This window comes from Streptomyces sp. KMM 9044, from assembly GCF_024701375.2.
Taxonomy (GTDB): Bacteria; Actinomycetota; Actinomycetes; order Streptomycetales; family Streptomycetaceae; genus Streptomyces.
The window spans coordinates 5,242,123-5,265,413 of the sequence record NZ_CP113910.1; the positions used below are offsets into that span (position 1 = coordinate 5,242,123).

Annotated in this window: 11 protein-coding genes, 3 tRNA genes and 1 pseudogene; 10 read left to right on the forward strand and 5 right to left on the reverse strand. The window is 67.7% G+C overall.

Annotated elements, in window-relative coordinates:
• Nucleotides 1-61: 61 nt before the first annotated feature.
• A complete protein-coding gene (locus HUV60_RS23565) occupies nucleotides 62-1,516 on the reverse strand; it encodes an FGGY family carbohydrate kinase (RefSeq protein WP_257849217.1) in 1,455 nt (484 codons plus the stop codon).
• 83 nt (nucleotides 1,517-1,599) lie between these two features.
• Nucleotides 1,600-1,905 (reverse strand): YtxH domain-containing protein, encoded by a 306-nt coding sequence (locus HUV60_RS23570; RefSeq protein WP_257850229.1) that lies wholly within the window; start codon nucleotides 1,903-1,905, stop codon nucleotides 1,600-1,602.
• A gap of 181 nt (nucleotides 1,906-2,086) precedes the next feature.
• Between HUV60_RS23570 and HUV60_RS23575 the strand changes: the two genes are divergently transcribed.
• The 4 genes from HUV60_RS23575 (at nucleotide 2,087) to HUV60_RS23590 (ending at nucleotide 3,392) form a co-directional block, all read left to right on the forward strand.
• Nucleotides 2,087-2,159, forward strand: a tRNA-Asn gene (locus tag HUV60_RS23575).
• 5 nt (nucleotides 2,160-2,164) lie between these two features.
• Nucleotides 2,165-2,237, forward strand: a tRNA-Asn gene (locus HUV60_RS23580).
• A gap of 201 nt (nucleotides 2,238-2,438) precedes the next feature.
• Nucleotides 2,439-2,512: transfer RNA gene (locus HUV60_RS23585), tRNA-Ile, on the forward strand.
• A 103-nt stretch (nucleotides 2,513-2,615) separates the two neighbouring features.
• Nucleotides 2,616-3,392: a hypothetical protein gene (locus tag HUV60_RS23590; protein WP_257849218.1), complete on the forward strand. Its 777-nt coding sequence runs from the start codon at nucleotides 2,616-2,618 to the stop codon at nucleotides 3,390-3,392.
• Here the strand turns inward: HUV60_RS23590 and HUV60_RS23595 are convergent.
• Both HUV60_RS23595 and HUV60_RS23600 read right to left on the reverse strand, forming a co-directional pair.
• Nucleotides 3,383-4,435, reverse strand: a complete 1,053-nt coding sequence (locus HUV60_RS23595; protein WP_331462053.1) for an IS3 family transposase — start codon at nucleotides 4,433-4,435, stop codon at nucleotides 3,383-3,385. The genes HUV60_RS23590 and HUV60_RS23595 overlap by 10 nt on opposite strands.
• 113 nt (nucleotides 4,436-4,548) lie before the next feature.
• Nucleotides 4,549-4,956: a transposase gene (locus HUV60_RS23600; RefSeq protein ID WP_257849220.1), complete on the reverse strand. Its 408-nt coding sequence runs from the start codon at nucleotides 4,954-4,956 to the stop codon at nucleotides 4,549-4,551.
• Nucleotides 4,957-5,034: 78 nt separating this feature from the next.
• Here HUV60_RS23600 and HUV60_RS23605 point away from each other — a divergent pair.
• Nucleotides 5,035-9,267: pseudogene (locus HUV60_RS23605) on the forward strand (RHS repeat-associated core domain-containing protein); the annotation flags it as partial.
• 137 nt (nucleotides 9,268-9,404) lie between these two features.
• Complete coding sequence (locus HUV60_RS23610; protein WP_257849221.1) at nucleotides 9,405-10,013, forward strand: hypothetical protein; 609 nt, start codon at nucleotides 9,405-9,407, stop codon at nucleotides 10,011-10,013.
• 871 nt (nucleotides 10,014-10,884) lie between these two features.
• Here the strand turns inward: HUV60_RS23610 and HUV60_RS23615 are convergent.
• Complete coding sequence (locus HUV60_RS23615) at nucleotides 10,885-13,878, reverse strand: FG-GAP repeat domain-containing protein (RefSeq protein ID WP_257849222.1); 2,994 nt, start codon at nucleotides 13,876-13,878, stop codon at nucleotides 10,885-10,887.
• Nucleotides 13,879-14,119: 241 nt separating this feature from the next.
• Between HUV60_RS23615 and HUV60_RS23620 the strand changes: the two genes are divergently transcribed.
• The 4 genes from HUV60_RS23620 (at nucleotide 14,120) to HUV60_RS23635 (ending at nucleotide 23,156) form a co-directional block, all read left to right on the forward strand.
• A complete protein-coding gene (locus tag HUV60_RS23620) occupies nucleotides 14,120-14,590 on the forward strand; it encodes a hypothetical protein (protein WP_257849223.1) in 471 nt (156 codons plus the stop codon).
• Between the two features lie 91 nt (nucleotides 14,591-14,681).
• Complete coding sequence (locus HUV60_RS23625; RefSeq protein ID WP_257847758.1) at nucleotides 14,682-16,142, forward strand: IS1380 family transposase; 1,461 nt, start codon at nucleotides 14,682-14,684, stop codon at nucleotides 16,140-16,142.
• A gap of 211 nt (nucleotides 16,143-16,353) precedes the next feature.
• Entirely contained in the window at nucleotides 16,354-22,806 is a 6,453-nt protein-coding gene (locus tag HUV60_RS23630) for a polymorphic toxin-type HINT domain-containing protein (protein ID WP_257849224.1), read from the forward strand.
• Nucleotides 22,806-23,156: a hypothetical protein gene (locus HUV60_RS23635; protein WP_257849225.1), complete on the forward strand. Its 351-nt coding sequence runs from the start codon at nucleotides 22,806-22,808 to the stop codon at nucleotides 23,154-23,156. The genes HUV60_RS23630 and HUV60_RS23635 overlap by 1 nt, the downstream gene beginning before the upstream one ends.
• Nucleotides 23,157-23,291 lie beyond the last annotated feature (135 nt).

The following is a 23,291-nucleotide window of genomic DNA, read 5'->3' on the forward strand; positions in this document are numbered from 1 at the left end:
TACTCCAACCGATTAAATCCGGTTCCGCGCGCCGCCGGTGCCCCCTTCGCAGCCTGTCCGGTCACATCCGGAACGCCCCCGGGTGGGTCTGCTCGCGCACCGACACGAACTGCTGGCGCACCGCCTGCCCCACCGCCAGGTCCTCGCCCGGCTCCAGCACCTGCGCCGCCGCGCCCTGCCAGACGGGCGGCGTCCGCGGGTCGAGGGTGCCCCGGGACGCCCCGAGCGCCCACGCCGCCTGCCGGGCCGCGCCGATCGCCGCGTAGTCCGCGGGCTGCGGCACCACCACCTGCGCCCCGAACAGAGAGGGCGCCGCCGCCTGCACGGCGGGCAGCTCCGCGGCCTGTCCCAGCAGGAACACCCGCCGGACCTCCACGCCCCGGCCCCGCATCACGTCCAGCGCGTCCGCGAGCCCGCACAGCATGCCCTCGAACGCGGCCCGCGCCAGGTGCTCCGGCTTCATGGACTCACGCCGCAGTCCCGACAGGGTCCCGGCGGTGTGCGGCAGGTTCGGCGTCCGCTCGCCCTCCAGATAGGGGAGCAGTACCAGCCCGTGCGAGCCCGGCGTCGACTTCATCGCCAGGTCGGACAGGCTCTCCAGATCGGGCAGTCCGAGCAGTTCCGCGGTCCCGCGCAGGGTCCGTACCGCGTTCAGTGTGGTGACGACGGGCAGGTGCATCCCGGTGGCGTCCGCCAGCGCGGTGATCATGCCGTTCGGGTCGTAGAGCGCCTCGGGGTGGACGGCCATGACCGAGCCGGACGCGCCCAGCGACACCACCGCGTCGCCCAGGCCGATCCCGAGCCCGAAGGCCGCCGCCATCGTCTCCCCGGTGCCGGCCGAGATCAGCAGCCCCTCCGGAGTGGCCCCGGCCGCCTCGGCGGGGCCGATCACCTCCGGCAGCATGGTCTGGTGCCCGAGCGCCAGCTCCACCAGGTCGGCCCGGTAGTTCCCGGTCGCCGCCGCCCAGTAACCGGTGCCGGACGCGCCGCCCCGGTCGGTGATCCGGCGCACCGGACGGCCCAGGAGCTGCCACACCAGCCAGTCGTGCGCCTGGAGCAGTACGGCGGTGCGCGCCGCGTTCTCGGGCTCCGTACGGGCCAGCCAGCGCAGCTTCGTCACCGGGTGCGCGGCCTGCGGCACGCTGCCCACCGCCTGCGCCCACGCCTCACGGCCGCCGAGCGCGTCGATCAGATCGGCCGCGGCGACCTGGGTCCGTTTGTCGGCACCGACCATGGCGGGCCGCACGGTGTTGCCCTGGGAGTCCAGCGGCACCAGCGCGTTCGCCTGCGCGGACACCCCGATGGCCTGGACACCCTCGAGCAGTCCGCCACCCGCCGCCTCGCCCAGCGAGTACAGCCAGTTCTGCGGATCGACGTCGGACGGACGGCCCGTGCCCTGGGGGGTGTCCACCGGATGCGGCGCATACCCCTGTTTGAGCACGGTCCCGCTGTCCGCGTCACAGACGACGATGCGAGTAAAATCGGGCGCACTGTCCAACCCGGCGACTATCCCCATGGCCAAAATTCTGCCGTACCCGGCGACGTCACGACGCCGGGCCGGTCCGCCGCGGGCTCCCCGCCGGTGTCACCGGGGCCCGGTCAGGTGCTGCCCGTGCCCCAGTCGTCCTCGCCCGCGCCCTGCGCGCTGCGCTCGCGCAGGCTGCGCACCCGCTGTGAGACCGAGTCGGGCATCCGGTCGCCGACCTTGTCACTCACCACGTGGTACGCCCGGCCCGCGATGTCCCGGCCCTGCTGGGCCGCGGTCTCCGCGGTGTTGCGCACGGCGGGGTTCTGCGCGAACTGCTGCGCGGACTTCTTCAACTGCTCGTAGCGCTCGCGTCCGGCCCTCGTGCCCAGCACGTAACCCAGGACGACTCCGGCGACGAACGTGAGCCGGTAACGCATGGCGGCCACCCTTCCCTTGTGTAGGACTGCGTGCAGGTCTGCACGGATCTGCGGTGTGGCGACAGCGCCGGGGAGTACCGATTGGCGAAGCACCCCCCTGCTTGCGCTAATGTATGTGTCGCAGCGAACGCGCGCCCTCTGGCGGATACCCAGGTAGGTGCGTTCGATGCAGACGAGGCATTCCTCCGTAGCTCAATTGGCAGAGCAGCCGGCTGTTAACCGGCAGGTTACTGGTTCGAGTCCAGTCGGGGGAGCTCGGTCCTCCGTAGCTCAATTGGCAGAGCAGCCGGCTGTTAACCGGCAGGTTACTGGTTCGAGTCCAGTCGGGGGAGCATGCTGAACGAGGACCCCATGGGGGTCCTTTTTCATGCCCGGTTCGCGTCCTGGTCCACCGCCCGGAGCAGCCGTGCGGGCCCCGTGGCAGTCCTCGGGGTCGCGAGGGGGCCGTGCCTGGTCGATCATCGAGGCAGGAGATCGTATGAGCGGCTATGCTGCGGCAGACGGCACGCACACCTGTGCGCGACACGCCGCTTGGGGCGGTAGCTCAGCCGGTTAGAGCAGCGGACTCATAATCCGTCGGCCGTGGGTTCGAGTCCCACCCGCCCCACTCCAGCAGAAACGTCGTGACCTGCGAGAACGCAGGTTTCACGCTAGCGCAGGCGTCGCGTTCGCCACACAAACGCCACACCGAAGCCCCGTACGATTTCTCCATGGCTTCGAGCAAGACCAATTCCCGGCTGTCCGGAGACCCCTCGTACACCATCGTCTGGCGGGCCGGCGGGTCCCGAACAGGGGACTGGTGTCGCGAGACCTTCGATGACGAGGATCAGGCGAAACGTTTCCGCGACCTGGTCAACGGTCACGGACAGCAATGGCCGCCGGGGTGGGTCAAAGGGAAGGGCTTCGTCGAGGCGGGGGCGCCGCCGATGCCGGACTCGGAGAAGTTTCCGGTCTATGCCCACGCCTACGTGGGGCTACTGACGGACATATCTGAGCACACCAGAACCAACTACACGAGATTCATCGATAACCACATGATCCCGTGGTTCGGCGAGCTGTCAGTCTCCGACCGTGGGAGCAGGCTTACTCGGGACCACGTCAGCCAGTGGATTCTGGACCTTCAGAACGGGAGGCCCGGCCCGCTGCACCCCGCGGGTACGAAGCGCCGGCCGTACGCCCCGAAGACCATCGCCAACCTCCACGGCTTGCTCTACAGCATCTTCCAGTCCGCCGTGAGCGCCGATCCCGCCCTGCGTGACTCGAACCCCTGCGCCCACACGCGCTTGCCCAAGGGCAACGACACAGAAGACGACGAGGTCTTCCTCGAACCCGAGGAGTACGCCCTCCTCAAGACGCACGTGCGCGCCGACGCGGTCGATATCGTCGACGCCCTGGTGAGCACCGGCCTCCGATGGGGAGAGATAACCGCTCTGCAGCCCCCGGAACCTGTCAATTTTGGTGAGTCAGGATTTTGCGGCTATCCCTGAGCTGGGATCTCTGCGTCGGGGTGACGCGGGTCGGTCGGCTTGTTGATCCAGACGGTGCCGGGGAGTTTCGGGGGTTCGGGGGCCTTGCGGACGAAGCGTTCGGGGTGCCGGTCGTAGACGGAGGCCAGGACGTCGGCACGCATCTCGCGGAGCTGGTCGGCGAGACCGAAGTGGACGTCGAAAGGCGTGTGCATGCCGATCCCCGAGTGTCGGTGCGCCAGGTTGTACCAGTCGAAGAAGTCTTCGCACCAGGCGCGGGCGTCCTCGATGCACCCGAACCGGTCCGGATAGTTATGGCGGTATTTGAGGGTTTTGTACTGGCTCTCGCTGAAGGGATTGTCGTTCGAGGTTTTCGGGCGCGAGTGCGACTTGGTGACGCCGAGGTTGGACATCATCTGTGCGACGTTCTCGGCGACCATGGGCGAGCCGCGGTCGGAGTGGATCGTCAACTGCCCTTCTCCGATGGTGTACTTGGCGATGCTGGAGGACAGGAACTGCTCGGCCAGCTCCTTGTTCTCGTGACCGGCGAGCATCCAGCCCACCGTGTAGCGGCTGTAGATGTCCACGATCGTGTAGAGGTAGTAGTAGCTGCCCTTGACCGGACCCTTCAGCTTCGATATGTCCCACGACCAGACCCTGTTCGGGCCCTCGGCGACCAACTCCGGTTTCTTGCGCGGCGGGTGGGTTGCCTGCCGGCGCCGTTCGCGGACCTCGCCGTGCCCGCGCAGCAGCCGGTACATCGTCGACTCCGAGCACAGATAGATGCCCCTGTCCAGCAGGACCGCGTAGATCTCGCCGGGCGCCATGTCCGCGAACTCCTCACTGTGCAGCACGTCAAGCACCTCCTCCCGCTCGGCCGCCGACAGCGAACGCGGGTGCGGCCGACGCTCGGCGCGCGGCCGCACCGGCGCCGGGGACCGGCGATGATGCCGGTAGTACGTCGCCCGACTCACCCCGAGCGCGGCACATGCCCGCACCCGGCCGACCACACCTGCCAGCTCCTCCAACGCCGCAACCCTGGCCCGCTCGAAACCGGCCCGCACCTCCTCGGCTCCGGCTCCGGCTCCGGCTCCGGCTCCGGCTCCGGCTCCGGCAGGATCTTGGCCGACCGTCACTCCGGCGCCTGCCGCCGGGTCCAACTCCTCGCTGGAGATGGCTACTTCGTCTCGCCCGTGCTCGTCGCACCGCCAGTGGCGAACTGGTCCAGCAGTGCCGAGAGTTTTGACTGGACCTCGATCACCGTCTGGGCCTTGCCCAGCTCGTTCTCCAGCCGGGCGACCTTCGCCTCCAGGCGGGCGATCTCCTTGTCCCGCGGATCGGCCTTCGGCCGCCCCGCCGGCGCGGCGAGCGCGGCCTTCGCGCCCGCGTCCCGCTGCTCCCGCCAGTTCGCGATCAGCGACGAGTACAAACCCTCCCGGCGCAGCAGGGCTCCCTTGCCCTTCTTGTCGAGTGTCTCGTACTCGGCGAGGATCCTCGCCTTGTACTCCGCGGAATACCGGCGCGGACCGGCTGAACGGGGCTCTACCTGCGGATCAGGGGTCCCGTGGTCGTTGATGCCGGCCACTTGGGCACTACTCCTTCTCCACCCTCAATACATCGAATCATCCAGCATGCCTGACCCGCCCAAGAATGACAGAGAGGGAAGGACGGCAGTCATACCTTGATGGCGCGGGCGGTGGACAAGGCCGACAACAAGTCGGAGGCCATCGAGTACACCTTCCACGCCGGGCCCGGCGGCTTCGTCCAGCCCGCAGAGGGTGAGCGCACCGCACGCCGTCTGCCCCTGGTCGCCGAGGCCGAATCGGGCAAGTACAACGCGGTGTCCTTCTCGTGGCGCCGCTCCGAGGCCGATCCTTGGGTGAAGATCCCCGCAAGTGACGTGACGGCCGGCGGTACTGTGCTGACCGCGTGGCCGGTGCCTATGACGAACGGTAGGAACGCTCCGTTGGTCTGGAATGCCACCGACACGGTCAACCCCGACGGCAGTGTCCAGGTCAAGGCCGACTTCACCGGCCCCGACTCCGCCGCCGGTAACACGCAGCCTCTCAACGTCGTCGTCGACCGAACCGCCCAGGGTGCCGCGCCCGGCCGGGTCGGGCCGGGCGCGCTGAACCTGCTCACCGGTGAGTACACGCTGTCCGAGTCCGAATCTTCCTACTTCGGCATGTCGGTCACTCGTACTGCCTCCTCGCTCCAGCCAGAACTGGCGACGGAGCAGGAGGGACAGCTGCCGATCTTCGGCAAGCAGTGGTCCGCAGGCATGAACGCGGAATCGACGGACTCCGATTTCACTTACATCCAGAAGATCTCGGACACGGCCGTCCGTTTGATGGCAGGGAGCGGCGACGCTGTCCACTTCACCGCGAATGCGGCGAGAACGGGCTGGATAGCCGAGCCGGGCGCGCCCAAGCTGACTCTGAGGGGCAGCGTCACGGGCACCTTCATCCTGACGGACACCGAGGGCGCGGTCACTACGTTCAGCAAGCTCGACGCCGCCTCCACCGTCTGGAACGTATCGGCGACCATGCTCGACGGCAAGGACGACTCGACAGTCACTATGGTCTCGCAGACCGTGACCGTGGACGGCAAGAAGCTAGCCCGTCCGCACCGTGTGATCGCGCAAGATTCGGGTGTTCCCGCGGCGACGTGTGCGGCGACGCCGTCCACCAGGGGCTGTCGCGTTCTGGAGTTCGTATACGCGACGAGCACCACGGCGACGGACTCGACCTTCGGTGAGTACACCGGCCAGGTCAAGGAGATCCGTCTGTGGGCGACCGCACCAGGCGCCGCCGTCGCGACAGCCAAGGCGGTCCAGGCATACGCGTACGACAACTTGGGTCGGCTTAGGGAGACTTGGCAAGCGCAGATCTCGCCTGCGATCAAGACGAGCTACGGATACGACACGAGGGGCCGAGTCACGACCTATACCGCTCCCGGTCAGATACCGTGGACCCTCACCTACGGCAAGGCGGGCTCCTCCGCGAACGCCAGTGAGGGGATGCTCCTCAAAGCGGCCATCCCCACGCTGAAACCGGGCACGGTCGACACCATTGACGGTGAAGCCGTGACCAGCGTCGTCTACGAGGTGCCGCTGACCGGCTCCGCGGCACCGCATCAGATGGGCACGTCGGCCGTGAAGACGTGGGGACAGATCGAGGCGCCCACTGATGCGACCGCTATATTCCCAGCCGACTCCATACCCTCCGGGCACTCCGGCACCGCGCTGGGAGCGGCCGACTACCAGCGGGCGAGCATCCTTTACCTGGCAGCATCCGGCAATCAGGTGAACTCAGCCGCTCCCGGTGGTCACATCTCCACCACGGAGAACGACCGCTTCGGCAACACCGTGCGTGAGCTGAGCGCGTCCAACCGATCTGTCGCGCTCGGTCTTGCTGCAGAGGACAAGGCCGTCCAAGAGGATCTCGGGATCGCCCAGTTGACGGGCGCGGAGCGCGCTGAACTGCTCTCGGCACGCTCGGTCTACAACGCCGCAGGGACGCGCAAGCTGGAAGAGTTCGCCCCGCTGCGACGGATCGACCTCACGGCGGATCTCAAGTCGGGCACCACGCTGTTGGTCCCCGCGGGCACCCCCGTGACCGCGCGGACCTGGACAGTCAACGAGTACGACGCGGGCCGGCCCACCGACGGGACGGCGACGATCAAGGATCAGGTCACCACGGTCACCGTCGGCGCCCAGGTTCGGGAGCATCCGGCCACGCACGCCGACATTCGCCAGACCCAGAGCACCTACGACTGGGCCAAGGGTGTCCAGGTCAAGACCGTCAAGGACCCAGGCGGCCAGGCGCTTACGACCGAGACGGTCCACGATGCTCAGGGCCGGGTCATTAAGCAGCTGCAGCCCGGCTCCAACGGCGCCGACGCAGCCTACCGGGTGACCACCTACTGGTCCGCTACAGGCACTGGTGCTTGCGCCGGCCGCCCGGAGTGGGCTGGCAAGGTGTGCTCCACCGGTCCCGCGGGTCCGGTCACAGGCGGTGGGAGCAACCCGACGCAGCTGGTCACGACCACGACCGAGTACGACTGGTGGGGCAACACGGCCAAGACCATCGAGTCCGCCAACGGCGACACCCGTACCACCACGACTACCCCCGATGCGGCAGGCCGCCCTGCCGGGGTCGCGATCACCGGCGGTTCCGGGGCAGCTGTTCCTCAGGTCACCATCTCGTACGACCCGACCAACGGGGAGGCTGTCAAGTCCGTCTCCGCGACTGGTGGGACAATCACGCGGGTCTATGACAAGCTGACGCGTCTGATTTCCTACACGGACGCCGACGGCGGCCAGACCCAGGTGCAGTTCGACGCACTCGACCGTCCGGTCAAGGCGACCGACTCTGTGCCGTCCACCGTTACCTTCTCCTACGACCACACGGCCGAGCCGCGCGGTCTGCCGACGAACGTCACGGACTCCGTGGCCGGTGCCTTCACGGCGGTCTACGACGCGGATGGCGGCGTCGTGAGTGAAAAGCTGCCCGGCGGTTACACGCTCACTCAGGCCAAGGACACCGCGGGTTCTGCGGTCGCACGGACCTACACCCGGGACAGCGACGGCACGGTCGTGTTCTCCGACCGCCTCAGCGAGTCTGTGCACGGTCAGGTGACCGCGCAGGCCGGCTGGTCGGACCAGGAGTACACGTACGACACAATCGGCAGACTCAGCACCGTCAAGGACACCGCGGAGACCGTCTGCACCCGCCGCGCATACGGCTTCGACCAGCGGAGCAACCGTACCTCGCTCACCACGGCGGTTGGTGTGCCCGGTGCCGACTGCCCCACCACGGGAGGTACGACCAAGGCCTACGCATACGACTCCGCCGACCGAGCCGCCGACGCAGGTTGGACGTACGACGCCTTCGGCCGTGCCACGGCCGCGTCCGGGCACGGCACGATCAGTTACTACGCCAACGACCTCGTCCAGCAGCAGATTGCAGACGGCAAGCGCCAGACCTGGCAGCTCGACGCCGCTCTGCGCTTTCGTTCGTGGAAGGTGGAGACCGGCAGCGGCAGCACCTGGACCCAGACAGGGGCAAAGCTGAACCACTACGACAGCGACGGTGACAACCCGCGCTGGATCGTGGAGGACACGACCACCGGCGCGCTGACCCGTAACGTCGAGACGGTCACCGGAACCCTCGGGGCGACCACCGGCAAGACAGGCGATACGGTGCTGCAGCTCACCAACATCCACGGTGACATCGCGCTTCAGTTGCCCCTCGACACAAGCAAGCCGCCGGTCACGCTCGACAACGACGAGTACGGCAACGCGCGTTCGGGGCAGTCGGCCGCGCGGTACGGCTGGCTGGGCTCGCAGCAGCGTTCCGCCGAGACACCGACTGGCCTCGCGCTCATGGGCGTCCGGTTGTACGACCCGGCTCGCGGCAGATTCATGCAAGCTGACCCTGTCTACGGTGGTTCGGCCAACGCCTACGACTACTCAAACGCCGATCCATGCAACGCCACCGACACCGACGGCATGTTCCCGAAGTGCGGCACACGTCGTATCAGGAACGGCTATGGCATGAGGATCGTCACGAGCCGGCGAGGAGGCGGTGTCGCGAAGAACGGTTACCGCTACATGGGCTACTACATCAACGTCCAGGTGACCGGCTTCGCCAACCGCTATCTGTCGAGGAACGCCACCCAGGCCGAGACCTGGGGTGTCAAGCCGGGACGAAGCGGCAAGATGGTCAAGCTCCAGAGCAAGAAGAGCTGGTACACGCCGTTGAAGCTCCAGTGGGCGGTCCACTACAACATCCAGGTGAAGCCAGGGACTCGCATATGGACCGGTGGAACAGTCGTGGTCTTCGGCTGGAGAGGATTCGTCGCCAGCATGACCGATAACTGTATGGCCAAGTGACCGGCCGGGTTCACTTCTGAACCGGTGGCGCGCCCCGAGGGGCGCGCCACCGCGATGTCGTACGCCGCATGGCTTGACTATGATCAGCCGAACGGCGGAAGCGCAGTGCGATGGAAGGCGGATACATGAGGCGTCCCTTGTCCGAGATCGCCTTGGAGGCCCTCGGAGCTGGCCCGCCGGTGGCAACCGCGGGCACTTACCGCACCGCAGAACCGACCGTCGCGGATGTCTGGACAGAGCGCCATCTCGGATTCGTCCTGCTTTACCACCGCAGGGATGACGGGTACTTCGCAGAAGAGCTGTACTACTCCCTGCGCGGCAGCGACGACGGCGCGGAGGAGGGATGGGCCGCCTGCGATCACCTCAGTGGTGGTCTCCTGGGTTTCGACCCGGAGGACGCATCATCCCGCGAGGAGGTACTCGCCGGAAATGCCATGGCGATCGTCACGGAATCCGAATCCATGGTTTATACCGGCAGGTTGGCCGAGAACGAGGGCGACGAACTGCTGCGCGTCGTGGAGCTCCTCGTCTCCGCGGAAGCCGATGTTCTCGAAATCGAGAACCTGACCAGGCCATCTCATTATCGCCGCTCCCTGCCTTCGGCTCTGGCTTTGCTCGTTCTCCTCCCCGGTGACCGTATCCGTGTCCGCGCGGCGCGATCCACGCGATCCGGGTGCATTCCTGTCGGCGACGTCATCGAGCTATCGCACTCGCCCAATTCGGCAACGCGCAGTGGCTGGTTGTGATCGTCGAAACCTCGCACCGGGGCAGTCTGCAGTTCCCGGAGGTCCTGGACTAGCGGGTGTTTACGTTGTGTAGATGAGGTCATGCCTGAGCAAGGTTTCGATCACCGTGGTGAACGGGCGCGGGTCACGTCGTAGCCAGCATCCGAGGTGACCGGTACCCAGATGCTTTCCATCACGGAATGTAGCCATGAGTGGTGGGCGGCGATCAGGCGTGAGTTGTGAAGCTCACCGCAGCGCGGAGGTGGTTGATGGTACTGACAGGCGAAGTTCTGCCTGTGCTCCTCGGGAGCAGTGCTTGTGCGAGACGTAGAAGAAGCGGTGTGGCGAACGCCTAACCGATCCCCATCCGAGCGGGATCGAGGCGGATGCAGCCGGATGTAAACGGGCTGCTTTGTCCATTATTTCGGCATCGTCGCAGGTGAGAGGCGTCACGCTTTTGGGTTCGAGTCCCACCCGCCCCACCCACCTTCCCCAGGCAGAATCGTTCTGACCTGGGGAGACGTGGATTTCGCGGCTTTTTTCCGTGCGGTACTAGCCGCCCGCCGTGCGGTACAGACCCGCTATCGCAGCGTGTCGGTGACACCAGATGCGTCTGACCTGACCTTTTACGGCGATTGCCGGGGAGAGCATCGTGGTGCGGTCCCACGGCCGTCGAGGGGCTGCCACGCTCCGCCACACGCTTGTCGATCTTGAGCTCGCGTCCCAGCATTGCCGTGATCACCGAGTTCTTCATGGCGGCCGGCGGGCGTAAGCCTGCCGCCTGAGGGGCTATTTCAACCGGACCACTGCCGTCGCCCGGCCGTCTCCCGGGGCGGCGCGGGCCGTTCCTTCGTGTTCGGGCCGCACCGCCCCGGGAGTCATCGGGGCAGGGTCAGGCGATGGACCTGATGGCGTGCCAGCCCCCGGGCCCGACGAGGAGCGGCGGCTGTGCCGCGCCGGTTGCCCGGCCGGGGTGGAACATCAGGTTGCCGCTGCCCGTGACCAGGTGGGTGGACCACAGGTCGGTGACGCCGTCCCCGTTGGCATCTCCGGTCGAGGTCATCAGTGGGTGGGTGGTGGCGGGCAGGCCGGTCGCGTAGGCGGTGCGGGTGGCCGGGTCGGCGAGGGAGAACGGGTCTGTGCCGCCGTCCGGGCCGGGCTTGCCCCGGTGGAGCCAGACCTGACCGCTGACGGTGTCGCGGGCGATCAGGTCGGGGTGGCCGTCGCCGTCCAGGTCGCCGGGGGAGACCAGGGTCATGTTCTTCCAGCCGGTGTCGGCGATGGGGTAGCCGTAGTCGAGGTGGCCCCCGGTGTAGCCGGGCAGGTACCACAGGGAGTCGCCGATCACGGCGGCGAAGTCGACCTTGGCGGCGTCGGGATCGGCGCTCATGTCACCGAGGGAGACGAGCTGGTCGACGGAGGCGGGGTCGATGTACTCGGGCTCGCCCGGCGTGGCGAACTGGCCGATCTCCTGGCGGGTCTCCTCATCCACACGGCCGAGGCCGTCGGTGGGGTAGAGCCACAGTTTGCCGTCGCTCTGGCGGGTGATCAGGTCCTCGTACCCGTCCGCGGTCCAGTCGCCGCGGTGGGTGATCAGGGAGCCTGCCCACTGTCCGGTCGTGGAGACGTCCATCCGGGCGCCGAAGCGGCCTTCACCGTTGCCGGGATAGAAGCGCAGGTTGCTGCTCGAGTCCACGGCGTAGAGGTCGGGGTGGCCGTCGCCGTTGAGGTCACCCGGCTTCTCGGGGGTCCCGGGGCTGGAAGCGTAGAAGAGGTAGGCCTGGGTGTCAGACTTGTTGCCGGCCCCGTCGTGGCTGACGACGTACAGGATGTGGGGGCCGGTGTGGGTAGGGGTGAGCCTGACCGTTACGGAGCCGCCTGCCGATGACGGAGTGGCCTCGGTGGTGGGCGGGTTGCTGTTCAGCCCGTAGGTGTACTTCACGACGTCGGAAACGCCCCCGGAGGCCAGGGTGAATGATCCTTCGGTCCGGGCCGGTGCGCCCCAGGTGCCGCTGTCACCGTTCGGGAACTCGGTGGAGGTCACGCCGGGAGGGGATGAGGGGCGGCTGGAGTCGAAGCCGAACGCGCAGCCGCCACCGGTGGGGGTGTATCCGGAGGACGTGTGGGCGTCGAGGGCCGACACCTTCCAGGAGAACCGCCCCCCGGATCCGAAGCCCTCGTAGCGCTTGAGGTCGTTCTTGGAGACCACGGTGGAGGCCATACTGCCGGAGGTGACCTGGACGTCGCGGTTGATGATCAGGACCCCGTCCGCCGCGTCGTTGGGGTGCTTGCCGGTGGGCCACAGGTGGAAGCGCGCCTTGACGGTGCCTCCATCCGGGTCGGAGATCTTCGCCCTGAGGGTCACGTCCGTGTTGCCCAGGGTGACGTAGGGAGCGACGTTGCAGGCCGTACTCGTGCTGGTGGAGGGCGAAGTCTGCATGCTAGAGGGCGTGTTGGGCTTGCGGTTGTAGCTAATGATGATCTTGGGGTTGTTGTTGAACCGTTTCCAGGTGTAGGTGTCCGTCTCCGATGTGGAGCGCAGTCCGACCGTGATGTTGGCCCAGTTTCCCGCGGCGGCGCGCTCGGCGGCGACCTTCGCGTCGAAGTCGACCGGGCGGGCGTTGCAGCTTGAGTCGTAGCCGTAGGCGAAGGACTTGGTCTGCAGCTTGGTGGACCAGGAAGGCTGCTTGCTCCAGGTGGTCTGGTTCGATATACCGCCGGTCAGCCACAGTTCGGTGCTGCGCCCGGAGCAGGACCAGGAGTACGTGTTGGTGATCTGGAACTGGGCGGAGAGGACCTGGACCCCGCCCAGCCCCTTGGAGTTGAGGCGGAAGAAGGCGCGGGACTTGCCGCCGGTGTCCTTCTCGTAACCGACGCGCGGCTGGTCCTTGTAACTGCCGTTCCAGTTGGCGCCGTTCCAGTAGGAGGTGGAGGGGTAGCGGGAGTAGGCGATGGTCCACGCCTGCTTCGCACCGTTGAAGTTCGGGTCGAGGTAGACCGGATAGGTGGTGGCCTCGCCGTTGAGCAGCTCCTGGTCGGGCGTCAACGTCAGGGCGTCGGGCGAGAGAGTCAGCGGCAGGTCGGCGGTCTGGACGCCGGGGTCGGACTCCCGGGCGAGGGCGGCGCGGCGGGCCGTGCCGGTGCTCGAGGAGTCCCACATGCGCGGCGTCGAGGTGGAGAAGACCTCCTGGCCCTGCGGGGTGACGGCGCGAAGGGTGTCGGACGCCTCGTCCTTCTCGACCCGCAGCCCGTCCGCTTCGAGGCCGTAGGTGATGGCCTTCAGACGGGGCTGCGCCGCGGCCTGTGCGTCCTTCACAATGAGTACGTGCCCGAAGCCGTCCAGCTTCGCCGAGACCGTCAGGTCCACACCGGGAAGGACCTCCGGATAGGTCGCGGTGGGGCCTTCCAACTGCGGCTGCGGCAACGGGTCGGGCCACTTCAGGGTGACGCTGCGCCCCTTGTCGGTGAAGGTGGCCAGCTCCCTGTCGCCGCCGGAGGAGAACGTGACTTCGCCGGGGGCCGCCTTGGGGGCCAGCCGGTCCCCGCTGCGGTGCAGGTCGGTGTTGATCGCCTGCCACTGGCCGGCCCGCTTGACGCGCACCGGAGCGGTGTGTTCGGTGCGGCGCATGGTGCCGTCGGGCATGGCGTGGACCTCGCCGGTCTCCGTACGGGCGGAGGTGACTTCGACCGGCTCGCCCTCGGCCGTCGCGCGTGCGGACGCCTTGGCCTCTGCGGCCATGAGGGCCGTCGCCTCGTCAGGGGCCGCTGTGGGTTGCCCCGGTGCGGCAATGGCGGGGGTGGTGCCCGAAAGGCAGGCAGCGGCGAGGAGGCCGGCGAGGAGGGCACTGGTGCGCCGCCGTCTCGCCCTGCCCGGTATGTGTGACATGTGGTCACTTTCTTCTGCTGAGAAGTCGACAGCCGCAAGCCGCAGAGCGGGCGTTCGGGCCCGTAAGCGCGTCTTGCGTGAGGCGCTTTGCGCGGTCCTTCCGGTCACGGATCACTCCGTCCGGGGAGTCGACCGCACAGGGGCCAGTGATCTGCATCCAAAAGGAAAGGTCAAGGATTGACTTGATCTTCACAGCAACTTTACATTGAGCGCCTCTCGGCGATCTTGTGAGGATTCCCTCGTGTACGTGGACACCACGCTGCCCAAAATTCGTTACCTGGCCCAGGTGCTGATCACCATCGCCATAGTGACCATGGTGGCGCTTCTGGCCTCCCTGATCCCGGGCATGGACGTCGCCCAGGCAGCCGAGCAGAGGACCGAACCGCCGGGCATACGGCACGAGAAGTCCATACCCGGCAAGGATTTCGTACCGGGGAAGCAGGATCGTTCCAGCGGCACGGACCGCAACTGGAAGGCCTCCGAACCGAGTTGGCCGACCGGTAAGCAGACCGAGCGGATTGCCGCGGCCTCGGCCAAGAGCAGGTCGGCCGCCATCGACGCGGGGCCGGTATCGGTGCAGCAGGCGGATGGCGCCCGGACCGAGAACACCGCCGACACCGGCCTTGTGGAAGTCGAGGTCCTGGACCGGAAGGCCGCCGAACAAGCGGGCGTCAACCTCGTGTATTCAGCTACGAGGGCCGTCCGTCAGTGATGTGACGCCCTGATAGCGGAAGGGTGCCCCTGACCTGCGATGATCTGAACTTCCTAGATCAAGAACGTCGCAGAGTGGGGGCACCCAACAGGTGCAGGCTACCGAATGGGATCGTCGGCTCGTTGTGCGGGCCGACGGCAAGAACCTGGTCGGGCATGCGGGCGTGGTGCTGCTGCACCGGATCGCGGACCGGGTCGGGCTGACCCGCGCCCTGGCCGCCGCGCTGCCCCGCGGCGTCGGGCCGGGGTGGCGGGATCGCGGGATGGCCCTGGTCCAGCTGGCCTGCGCGATCGTCCTCGGCGCGAGGAATGTCCTGCAGGCCGAGCAACTGCAGCAGCACTGGAGGCCGTTCTTCCCCCGTCCGGTCTCGGACAGCACCCTGTGGCGCACGCTGGAAGCCATCGACGGCCCTGTCGGAGCCCGGGTGGAGCGCGTGCGCGCCGTGATACGGCGTGGGGTGTGGACGCTGCTCGCCCTGCGGCCCGGTGGGTTCCCGTGGATCTCGGTATGCGGGCGCACGCTCACCAACTGGTACGTCCTGGATCTCGATGCCACCTTGGTGACCTGCACCAGCAAGAAGGACGGCGCGGCCGGCACGTTCAAGGGCGGCTACGGACATCACCCGCTGGGCGCCTGGCTGGCCAATACCCGCGAGTGCGTGACCATGCTGCTACGGCCGGGCAACGCGGCGTCCAACGACGTCGCCGACCACAAGACGGTGCTGGCCGCCGCGCTGCGGCAACTCCCGCTGCCGCTGTGGTCGAAGCTGCTGGTGAGGATCGACGGCGCGGCCTTCAGCCACGGCCTCCTTGAGCATCTGCAGGCGCTGACCACCAGCCGCCGCCGAGTGCGCTGGGTGACCGGCTGGGCCATCAATACCGCCGACGAGGCCGCGATCGCACTGCTGCCCGCGGACGTGTGGAACGACGCGCTGCGGCAGGACGGCGAGGTCCACGAGATCAAGGGCCCGGACGGACAGAAGGTCACCTACCAGGTCGCCGAGCTGACCGGGGTGCGCGACCTGAGCGGCTGGCCCGAGGGGATGCGGCTGATCGTGCGCCGGGTCAAGCCCTCGCGCCGCGATCTGAAGAAGCTGACCGCGTTCGAGCAGCGCACCGGCTGGCGTTACCAGATCGTCGCCACGAACATTCCCGCCCACCAGGGGCTTTCCGGGGTGTCCGGCTCCGGGCAGGTGTGGTTCGTCGATGCTCTCTACCGTGATCATGCCGAGGTCGAGGATCGTGTCAAGGCGATCAAGCGGATCGGCCTCGGGCTGCTGCCCTCGAAGTCCTGGCAGCTGAACGCCGCCTGGGTGCTGGCTGCCACTATCGCCGCGGACCTCGACGCATGGACCAGGCTCCTTCTCCTGCATGACGAGCCCGAACTCGCCGCCGCCGAACCGGAGACGATCCGCAGGAGGCTCTACCACCTGCCCGCCCGGCTCACCGCCCACGCACGCAGACGCACCCTCCACCTCGACCGCACCTGGCCCTGGGCGCCGGCGTTCGCCACCGCCTGGCAGCGGGCCACCCAGCTTCCGGCCCACACCTGACGGTCGGCCCCGCCCCGACGACAGCGGAGAGGAGAGGACCCGCAGCACCCTCGGGCCCGTGGAACCCGACGCCCCGCAGCGTCACGCGACGGCCCGTCCTCGAACGGCAGGGGACATTACGGGCAAACCGCCGAACCGACCGACGTCACACCGCAAGTGAAGAATCGAGGTCAACGGGGTCCTGTTCACGGTGACTCCCACCGTTCCGCTTATGGCGAGCAGAGCGCGGTCCACGGTTGACGCACCCCCCTCGGGTAAAGCCCAGGTCAAGTTCAATTATCGTGATTTCGAAGGCAGTTTCGGCGCCAACTGGGGTTCCCGCCTCGAACTGGTCGACACCGCCACCGGCGAGTCGCTCACCCAGCACAACGACACCTCCGCCCGTCAGCTGACCGGCGAGATCGACCTTCCCCAGGCCCGCGCGGGCAGGGCCGCCCAGCCGCTCGCCCTGGCCGCGGTGGCGCGGGCGGCGGGATCGGGCGGCGACTACTCCGCCACGTCGCTCTCCCCTTCCGGTTCCTGGATGGGAGGCTCCTCATCGGGCGGCTTCTCCTGGACCTACCCCGTGGACGCGCCGGAGGTCCCGGGCGGGCCTGAGCCGGAGGTCGCGCTGGGGTACTCCTCGCAGGCCATCGACGGGCGTACCGCCTCGACGAACGCGCAGTCCTCGTGGATCGCCGAGGGCTGGGACTACGAGCCCGGCTTCATCGAGCGCCGGTACCGCTCCTGCTCGGACGACCAGGGCACCGGTGCCAACAACCCGGGCCAGGCGGGCAAGACCGGGGACCTGTGCTTCGGTTCGGACCAGATGGTGATGTCCCTGGGCGGGTCCTCCACCGAGCTGGTCAAGGACGACGCGAGCGGCACCTGGCGGCCGGCGGACGACGACGGTTCCAAGCTGGAGCGCAAGACCGGCGCGGAGAACGGCGCCCGGGGCGGCGAGTACTGGATGCTCACCACCACGGACGGCACGCAGTACCACTTCGGCCTCAACAAGCTGCCCGGCGCCGCTGCCCAGCGCACCAACTCCACCCTGACCGTGCCGGTCGCGGGCAACCACGCCGGGGAGCCCTGCCACGCCTCCGCGTTCGCCGACTCGTTCTGCGACCAGGGCTGGCGCTGGATGCTGGACTACGTCGTCGACCCGCGCGGCGACGCCATGTCCCTGTGGTGGACCAAGGAGTCCAACCACTACGGCAAGAACAATAAGCCCGACGGCGTGAAGTACGACCGCGGCGCCTACCTGGAGAACATCGACTACGGGCAGCGCGCCGACAAGCTGTTCACCCAGAACGCCGCCGCGCGCATCACGTTCACCGTGGCCGAGCGCTGCATACCCGGCTCCGGTTTCACCTGCGCGGAGGCCGACCGGACCCCGGCCAACGCCAGGCACTGGCCCGACACCCCGATCGACCAGCAGTGCAACGCCGGCGATCAGTGCAAGGACAAGAATTCCCCGACGTTCTGGTCCACCAAGCGCCTCACGAAGATCACCACCCAGGTCAACAACGCCGGCTTCAAGAACATCGACTCCTTCACCCTGGACCAGAGCTTCCCCGCCACCGGGGACGGCACCTCGCCGGCCCTGTGGCTGAAGTCCATCGAGCGCACCGGTCACGGCCAGGACGGCACCACCGCGACCATGCCGAAGGTCACCTTCCGCGGTGAGCAGATGGACAACCGAGTCGACGGCTTCGAGGGCCTGGAGCCGTTCTCCCGCTACCGCATCCACGCCGTGGACACCGAGAACGGCGGCACGATCGGGGTCACCTACTCCCCGCAGCAGTGCAAGCGCGGCGGCACCATGCCCGCCAATGCGCACACCAACACGCTGCGCTGCTACCCGCAGAACTGGACGCCGAAGGGCGCCCTGGAGCCGATCACCGACTACTTCCACAAGTACGTCGTCACTCAGGTCCGCGAGGAGGACAACGTCACCGACGCCGTGGCCAAGGTGACGAGCTACGAGTACCTGGGGGGCGCGGCCTGGGCGTACGACGACTCCGAGAACACCGAGGCCAAGCGGCGCACCTGGTCGCAGTACCGCGGTTACGAGCGGGTCCGCACCCGGCTGGGGTCCGGCACCGACGTCAAGCAGCTGACCGAGAACCGCTACTTCCGCGGCATGCACGGTGACAAGCTGCCGTCGGGCACCCGCTCGGTGGAGATCGAGGACTCCGAGGGCGGCAAAATCGCCGACCGCCTGGAGTACCAGGGCCAGTTGCGCGAGGAGATCACTTACGCCTCCGACGGCGGAGCGATCGCCGCGGCCACCAAGCTGACGCCCTCCGCGGTGAAGACCGCCGAGCGCGAGCGCACCGGCACCACCCCGCTCCAGGCGTACATGGTGTCCCCGGTCAAGTCCGAGACCCGTGAGCACGTCAAGGACTCCACCTGGCGGCGCAGCTCAGAGACCACCACGTACGACAGCGTCGGACTGCCCACCGAGGTCGAGGAGACCACCCCTTCGAGCAAGAAGGTGTGCACCCGGATCGAGTACGCCCGCAACACCGCCAAGCACATCCTCGACACCGAGTCCCGCGAGGTCACCACCACCGGTGCGTGCGGTGCCTCCGGCGGGAAGGTCATCGACGACACGCGGTCCCTCTACGACGACGGCGCGTACAGGGCCGCTCCGACCCGGGGCCTGGTCACCGAGGTCCAGGAGCTCAACGCGGCGGGCGACGGGCACATCACGGTCGACCGGACCGAGTACGACATCCACGGCCGGGAGACCACGACCTTCGACGTCGAGGGCGACGAGACCCGGATCGCCTTCACCCCGGCCACCGGCGCCGTCCCCACCAAGCAGGTCGACACCGATCCGCTCGGCCACACCGAGACCACCGAGTTCGACCACCGGGGCCTGCCCACCGCGGAGATCGACGCCAATGGCAAGCGCGTCGACATGCGCTACGACCCGCTCGGGCGCCTGCTGAAGGTCTGGGACATCGACCGGAACCCGGCCACCCAGTCCCCGTCCGCCGAGTACGACTACACCGTCCGGCGCGACGGCCCGACGATCGTCACCAACAGGACCCTGAAGGACGACGGTTCGTACGCCACGAGCTACGAGATCCTCGACGGTCTGCTGCGCACCCGCCAGACGCAGGACGCCGCGGTCGGCGGCGAGGGCCGGATCGTGAGCGACACCTTCTACGACAGCGTGGGCCGTGCGTACAAGAGCAACGACGGCTACTTCAACGACCAGGACGTCGCCCCCAGCCTGCTGACCGTCGGCGACAACGTGGTCCCCTCGCAGACCCGGGCCGTCTTCAACGGCCTCGGTGAGGAGACCTCCGAGGTCACCTACCACTACGGGGACGAGAAGCTCCGCAGCACCACCGTCAAGGACGGCGACGCCGTCACCGTCACCCCGCCCAAGGGGGAGACGGTGACCACCACCTACCAGGACACCGACGGCCGCGACACCAAGCTGCGCGAGTACACCAAGGCCGACCGGTCCGCCTGGCAGGACACCACCTACAGCTACGACGACCAGGACCAGCTGACCAAGGTCACCGAGCCCGGCGGTGAGCACACCTTCACCTACGACGCCCGGGGCCGGCAGACCTCGGCAACCGATCCCGACGGCGGCACCACGCGCTTCGAGTACGACCGGGGCGATAACCTCACCACCGTCGTCGACGCCCGCGGCAACAAGCTGGTGACCACCTTCGACAAGGGCGGCCGCCCCACCAGCCTGCGCGAGGGCTCCGCGAGCGGCCCCAAGCGGGTCGAGTGGACCTACGACACCCTCGGCAAGGGCCTGCCCGTCGCCTCCATCCGCTACGACAAGGACGGCAACGCCTACCGCGACGAGGTGACGGAGTACGACGCCAACTACCGCCCCCGCACCACCAAGACCACCATCCCGGCGGCCGCCGGAAAGGTCGCGGGCGAGTACACGTACACCTACTCCTACACGTCCACCGGCAGCCTGTCCTGGGTGGAGCTGCCCAAGGTCGGGCCGATGGCCAAGGAACGCCTCGTCTTCCGGTACAACGGTGACGACCTGCCCATCTCCATCTCCGGTGCCGCCAACTACGTCACCGACGTCACGTACTCCAAGTACGGGGAGATCCTGCGCTCCGAGGCCGGGCCCGCCGGCAAGAAGCTGTTCTCCACCTACTTCTACAACGACTTCACCCGCCGGACCGACCGCGTCGTCCACGACCGTTCCGTCCAGCCCGGCCGTATCGACGACACCACCTACTCGTACGACGAGGCAGGCAACGTCACCGGTATCTCCCGCACCCCCGGTCCGGGGATGCCCGATGCGCAGACCGGCACCGACACCCAGTGCTTCGCCTACGACCAGCTGCGCCGCATGACCTCCGCCTGGACGGCGCGGGAGAAGTGCGCGGCGGACGGCCCGAGCAAGGAGACGGTCGGGGGCCCCGAGGCGTACTGGCATTCCTACGAGTTCGACGCGTCCGGCAACCGCACCAAGCTGGTCGAGCACGACCCCGCTGGGAACGCGGCCAAGGACATCACCCGTACCTACAGCTACGGCGGTGACGCGGGCGGCCCGAACCGGCTGAGGGAGATCACCTCCACCGGCGCCGACGGGACCACCAGGTCCACCTTCGGCTACGACACGGCCGGCAACACCACCACCCGACAGAACGGCGGCGCCACCCAGTCCCTGTTCTGGGACGTCGAGGGCAATCTGGAATCCGTCACCCAACCCCTGGAAGGGGGAGGCGAGAAGAAGACCTCCTACTTCTACGGCGCCTCCGGCGAGCGCCTTCTGCGTACCGGCGCGGACGGAGCCACCACCCTCTACCTCGGCGAGACCGAACTGACCGTCAAGGCGGACGGAACCGAATCGGTGGAGCGCTCCTACGCGCACCCCGACGGCGCCACCACCGTCCGCTCCTCCGACGGCGGACGCGAGGTCCTCCTCGCCGACCACCACGGCTCCACCCAGACCTCCGTCGACATGATCGCGGCGGGCATGCCGGTCACCCGGCGTCTGCTCACCCCGTTCGGCGAGGACCGCGGCGCGGCCCCGTCCACCTGGCCCGGACACCGCGGATTCGTCGGCGGCACCCGCGACCAGGACACCGGTCTCACCCAGCTCGGCGCCCGCCCCTACGACCCCGCCACCGGCCGCTTCCTGTCCGTCGACCCCATGGTCGACTACGAGCAGCCCGCCACCATCAACCCCTACGCCTACTCCAACAACGCCCCCGCCACCTTCTCCGACCCCGACGGCCTCTTCTTCCCCATCCTGATCGGTATCGCGGCCCGTATCGCGATCCAGGCGGCCATCCGCGCCGCCGCCCGCCGGGCCGCTCAGATCGCCGCCCGCAAGGCGGCCGAGGCGCTCCGCAAGAGGCTCCTGGCCGAAGCCCGCAAGCGCGCCATCGCCGCGGCCCGCAAGAAGGCCGCCGCCAAGGCCAAGCGCGAAGCCGCCCGCAAGGCCGCAGCGGCGAAGCGGGCCGCCGCCAAGCGGGCCGCCCAGCGCGCCGCGGCGAAGCGCGCGGCAGCCCGCCAGGCCGCCGCCCGCGCCAAGCAGCGCGCACAGCGCGCCGCGGCGAAGAGGGCCCAGGCAGCCCGCGCCGCCGCCCGCAAGGCCAAGCCCAAGCCCAGGCCGCAGCCGAAGTCGCAGCCGAGGCCCAGGCCGAAGCCCTCGCAGAAGGCGAAGCCGGCTCAGCAGAAGAAGGCCAGCCCGAAGCAGTCGGTCGGCAGCAGGGTCCGTGAGGAAATCAGGAGCGAGGCCAGGGGCCAGGCTCAGGACGCCGTCACCGAGCAGACCAGCTGCAGGATCAACAGCTTCGTGCCCGGCACTCTCGTGGTGATGGCGGACGGAACCCGTAAGCCGATCGAGAACGTCAAGCTCGGCGACAAGGTCCTGGCCACCGACCCCAAGACAGGTGAGACAACCGCGCAGCCGGTGGTCTCCACCATCCTCGGCGACGGAACGAAGAACCTGGTCAAGGTCACGATCCGGACCGTGGAGGTCTCACCCGGGAATACTGCTGCCGCGACTCCGGCAGACAGCCGGGCCGATGGCGGGATTCCCGTCGACACCGGTCTGCTCCAGCCGGACGCTGACGGAAACGGTGCTGACACCGGGACCGGCACGGTCGTCGCTACGGACGGACACCCCTTCTGGGTCCCGGTCCTCGGTGAATGGGTCGACGCCGATGACCTGGAACCCGGCCAGCGGCTCCAGAGCTCAACGGGAAGCTGGCTGCAGATCACCGCGGTACAGGCGTGGGCACAGAGTGCCACTGTTCACAACCTGACCGTTGCGGATACCCATACGTACTATGTGCGGGCTGGGGCCACGTCGGCACTGGTGCATAACTGTGGTGAGCAGATATATGAGGCAGGTGGAAAACATGGTTCTGAGGCGCGAGGTAGTTCGCGTGGTGAAAATAGCGCCGAGCCTAAGGACGGTCAGGGGGCATTGAATAACTCGGTGCAGATCAAGGCCACTTCTCCACGTCGAGTCGGAATTGACCCCTCTAACGGAGACAATGTGATCATGGACCGAACCGGTGAAGTTCCTTGCGGCTGCACTAGGCCCGGCGGAACCAACGAGATCTTCCATGGGCACGTTCGGGCCAATATGGGCAGTGATCCCGGTATGGCGAAAGCGCAGTCCGTCCTGCGCAAGGGGATCAAGGCAGGGCTTATTAAGGTGCCGTGATGAACCAAGAACAACAGGAACTGGAAATTTGGCGGGCAGCCATGGTGTCCGAGGTTGAAGGTTCGGACACCAGGCTAGCCACCAGAGCCCTGCTGGCGTTGGCGTATGACGATCCAGACCGCAGGGCGGTCGAAGCCATCTTGCTCCGTCAGCTTTCCCCTGAGGTTGATGATCAACTTAGGGCGCTGGCAGTCACTTGCATGGGTCATATCGGGAGAATTCATCAAATGGTGAGCCCCGATGTAGTCCATCGCCTCGAAGGCTTGATCGACGATCCAGCATTGGGCGGCCGAGCAGAGGATGCACTCGACGACATCAGATCGTTCGCGCGTGGCAATTCAGAGCTTTAGTGATCTGAATTCTTGTTCCCCGCGACAAGCGTTGAATCCAGCAGGCGTTGACGGGGCTCGAATATCGCAACGTCAGTTCAGTTAAGCCGATGGAGCGCCGGTGAAAAGAAGTTCAACGGCGCTCCATCGGCGTTT

Bases quoted from the DNA above. Each gene is read 5' to 3' on its own strand.
- HUV60_RS23570 (WP_257850229.1), bottom strand. From the start codon at position 1,905: ATGCGTTACCGGCTCACGTTCGTCGCCGGAGTCGTCCTGGGTTACGTG.
- HUV60_RS23630 (WP_257849224.1), top strand. From the start codon at position 16,354: ATGGCGAGCAGAGCGCGGTCCACGGTTGACGCACCCCCCTCGGGTAAA.
- HUV60_RS23565 (WP_257849217.1), bottom strand. From the start codon at position 1,516: ATGGGGATAGTCGCCGGGTTGGACAGTGCGCCCGATTTTACTCGCATC.
- HUV60_RS23635 (WP_257849225.1), top strand. From the start codon at position 22,806: ATGAACCAAGAACAACAGGAACTGGAAATTTGGCGGGCAGCCATGGTG.
- HUV60_RS23590 (WP_257849218.1), top strand. From the start codon at position 2,616: ATGGCTTCGAGCAAGACCAATTCCCGGCTGTCCGGAGACCCCTCGTAC.
- HUV60_RS23615 (WP_257849222.1), bottom strand. From the start codon at position 13,878: ATGTCACACATACCGGGCAGGGCGAGACGGCGGCGCACCAGTGCCCTC.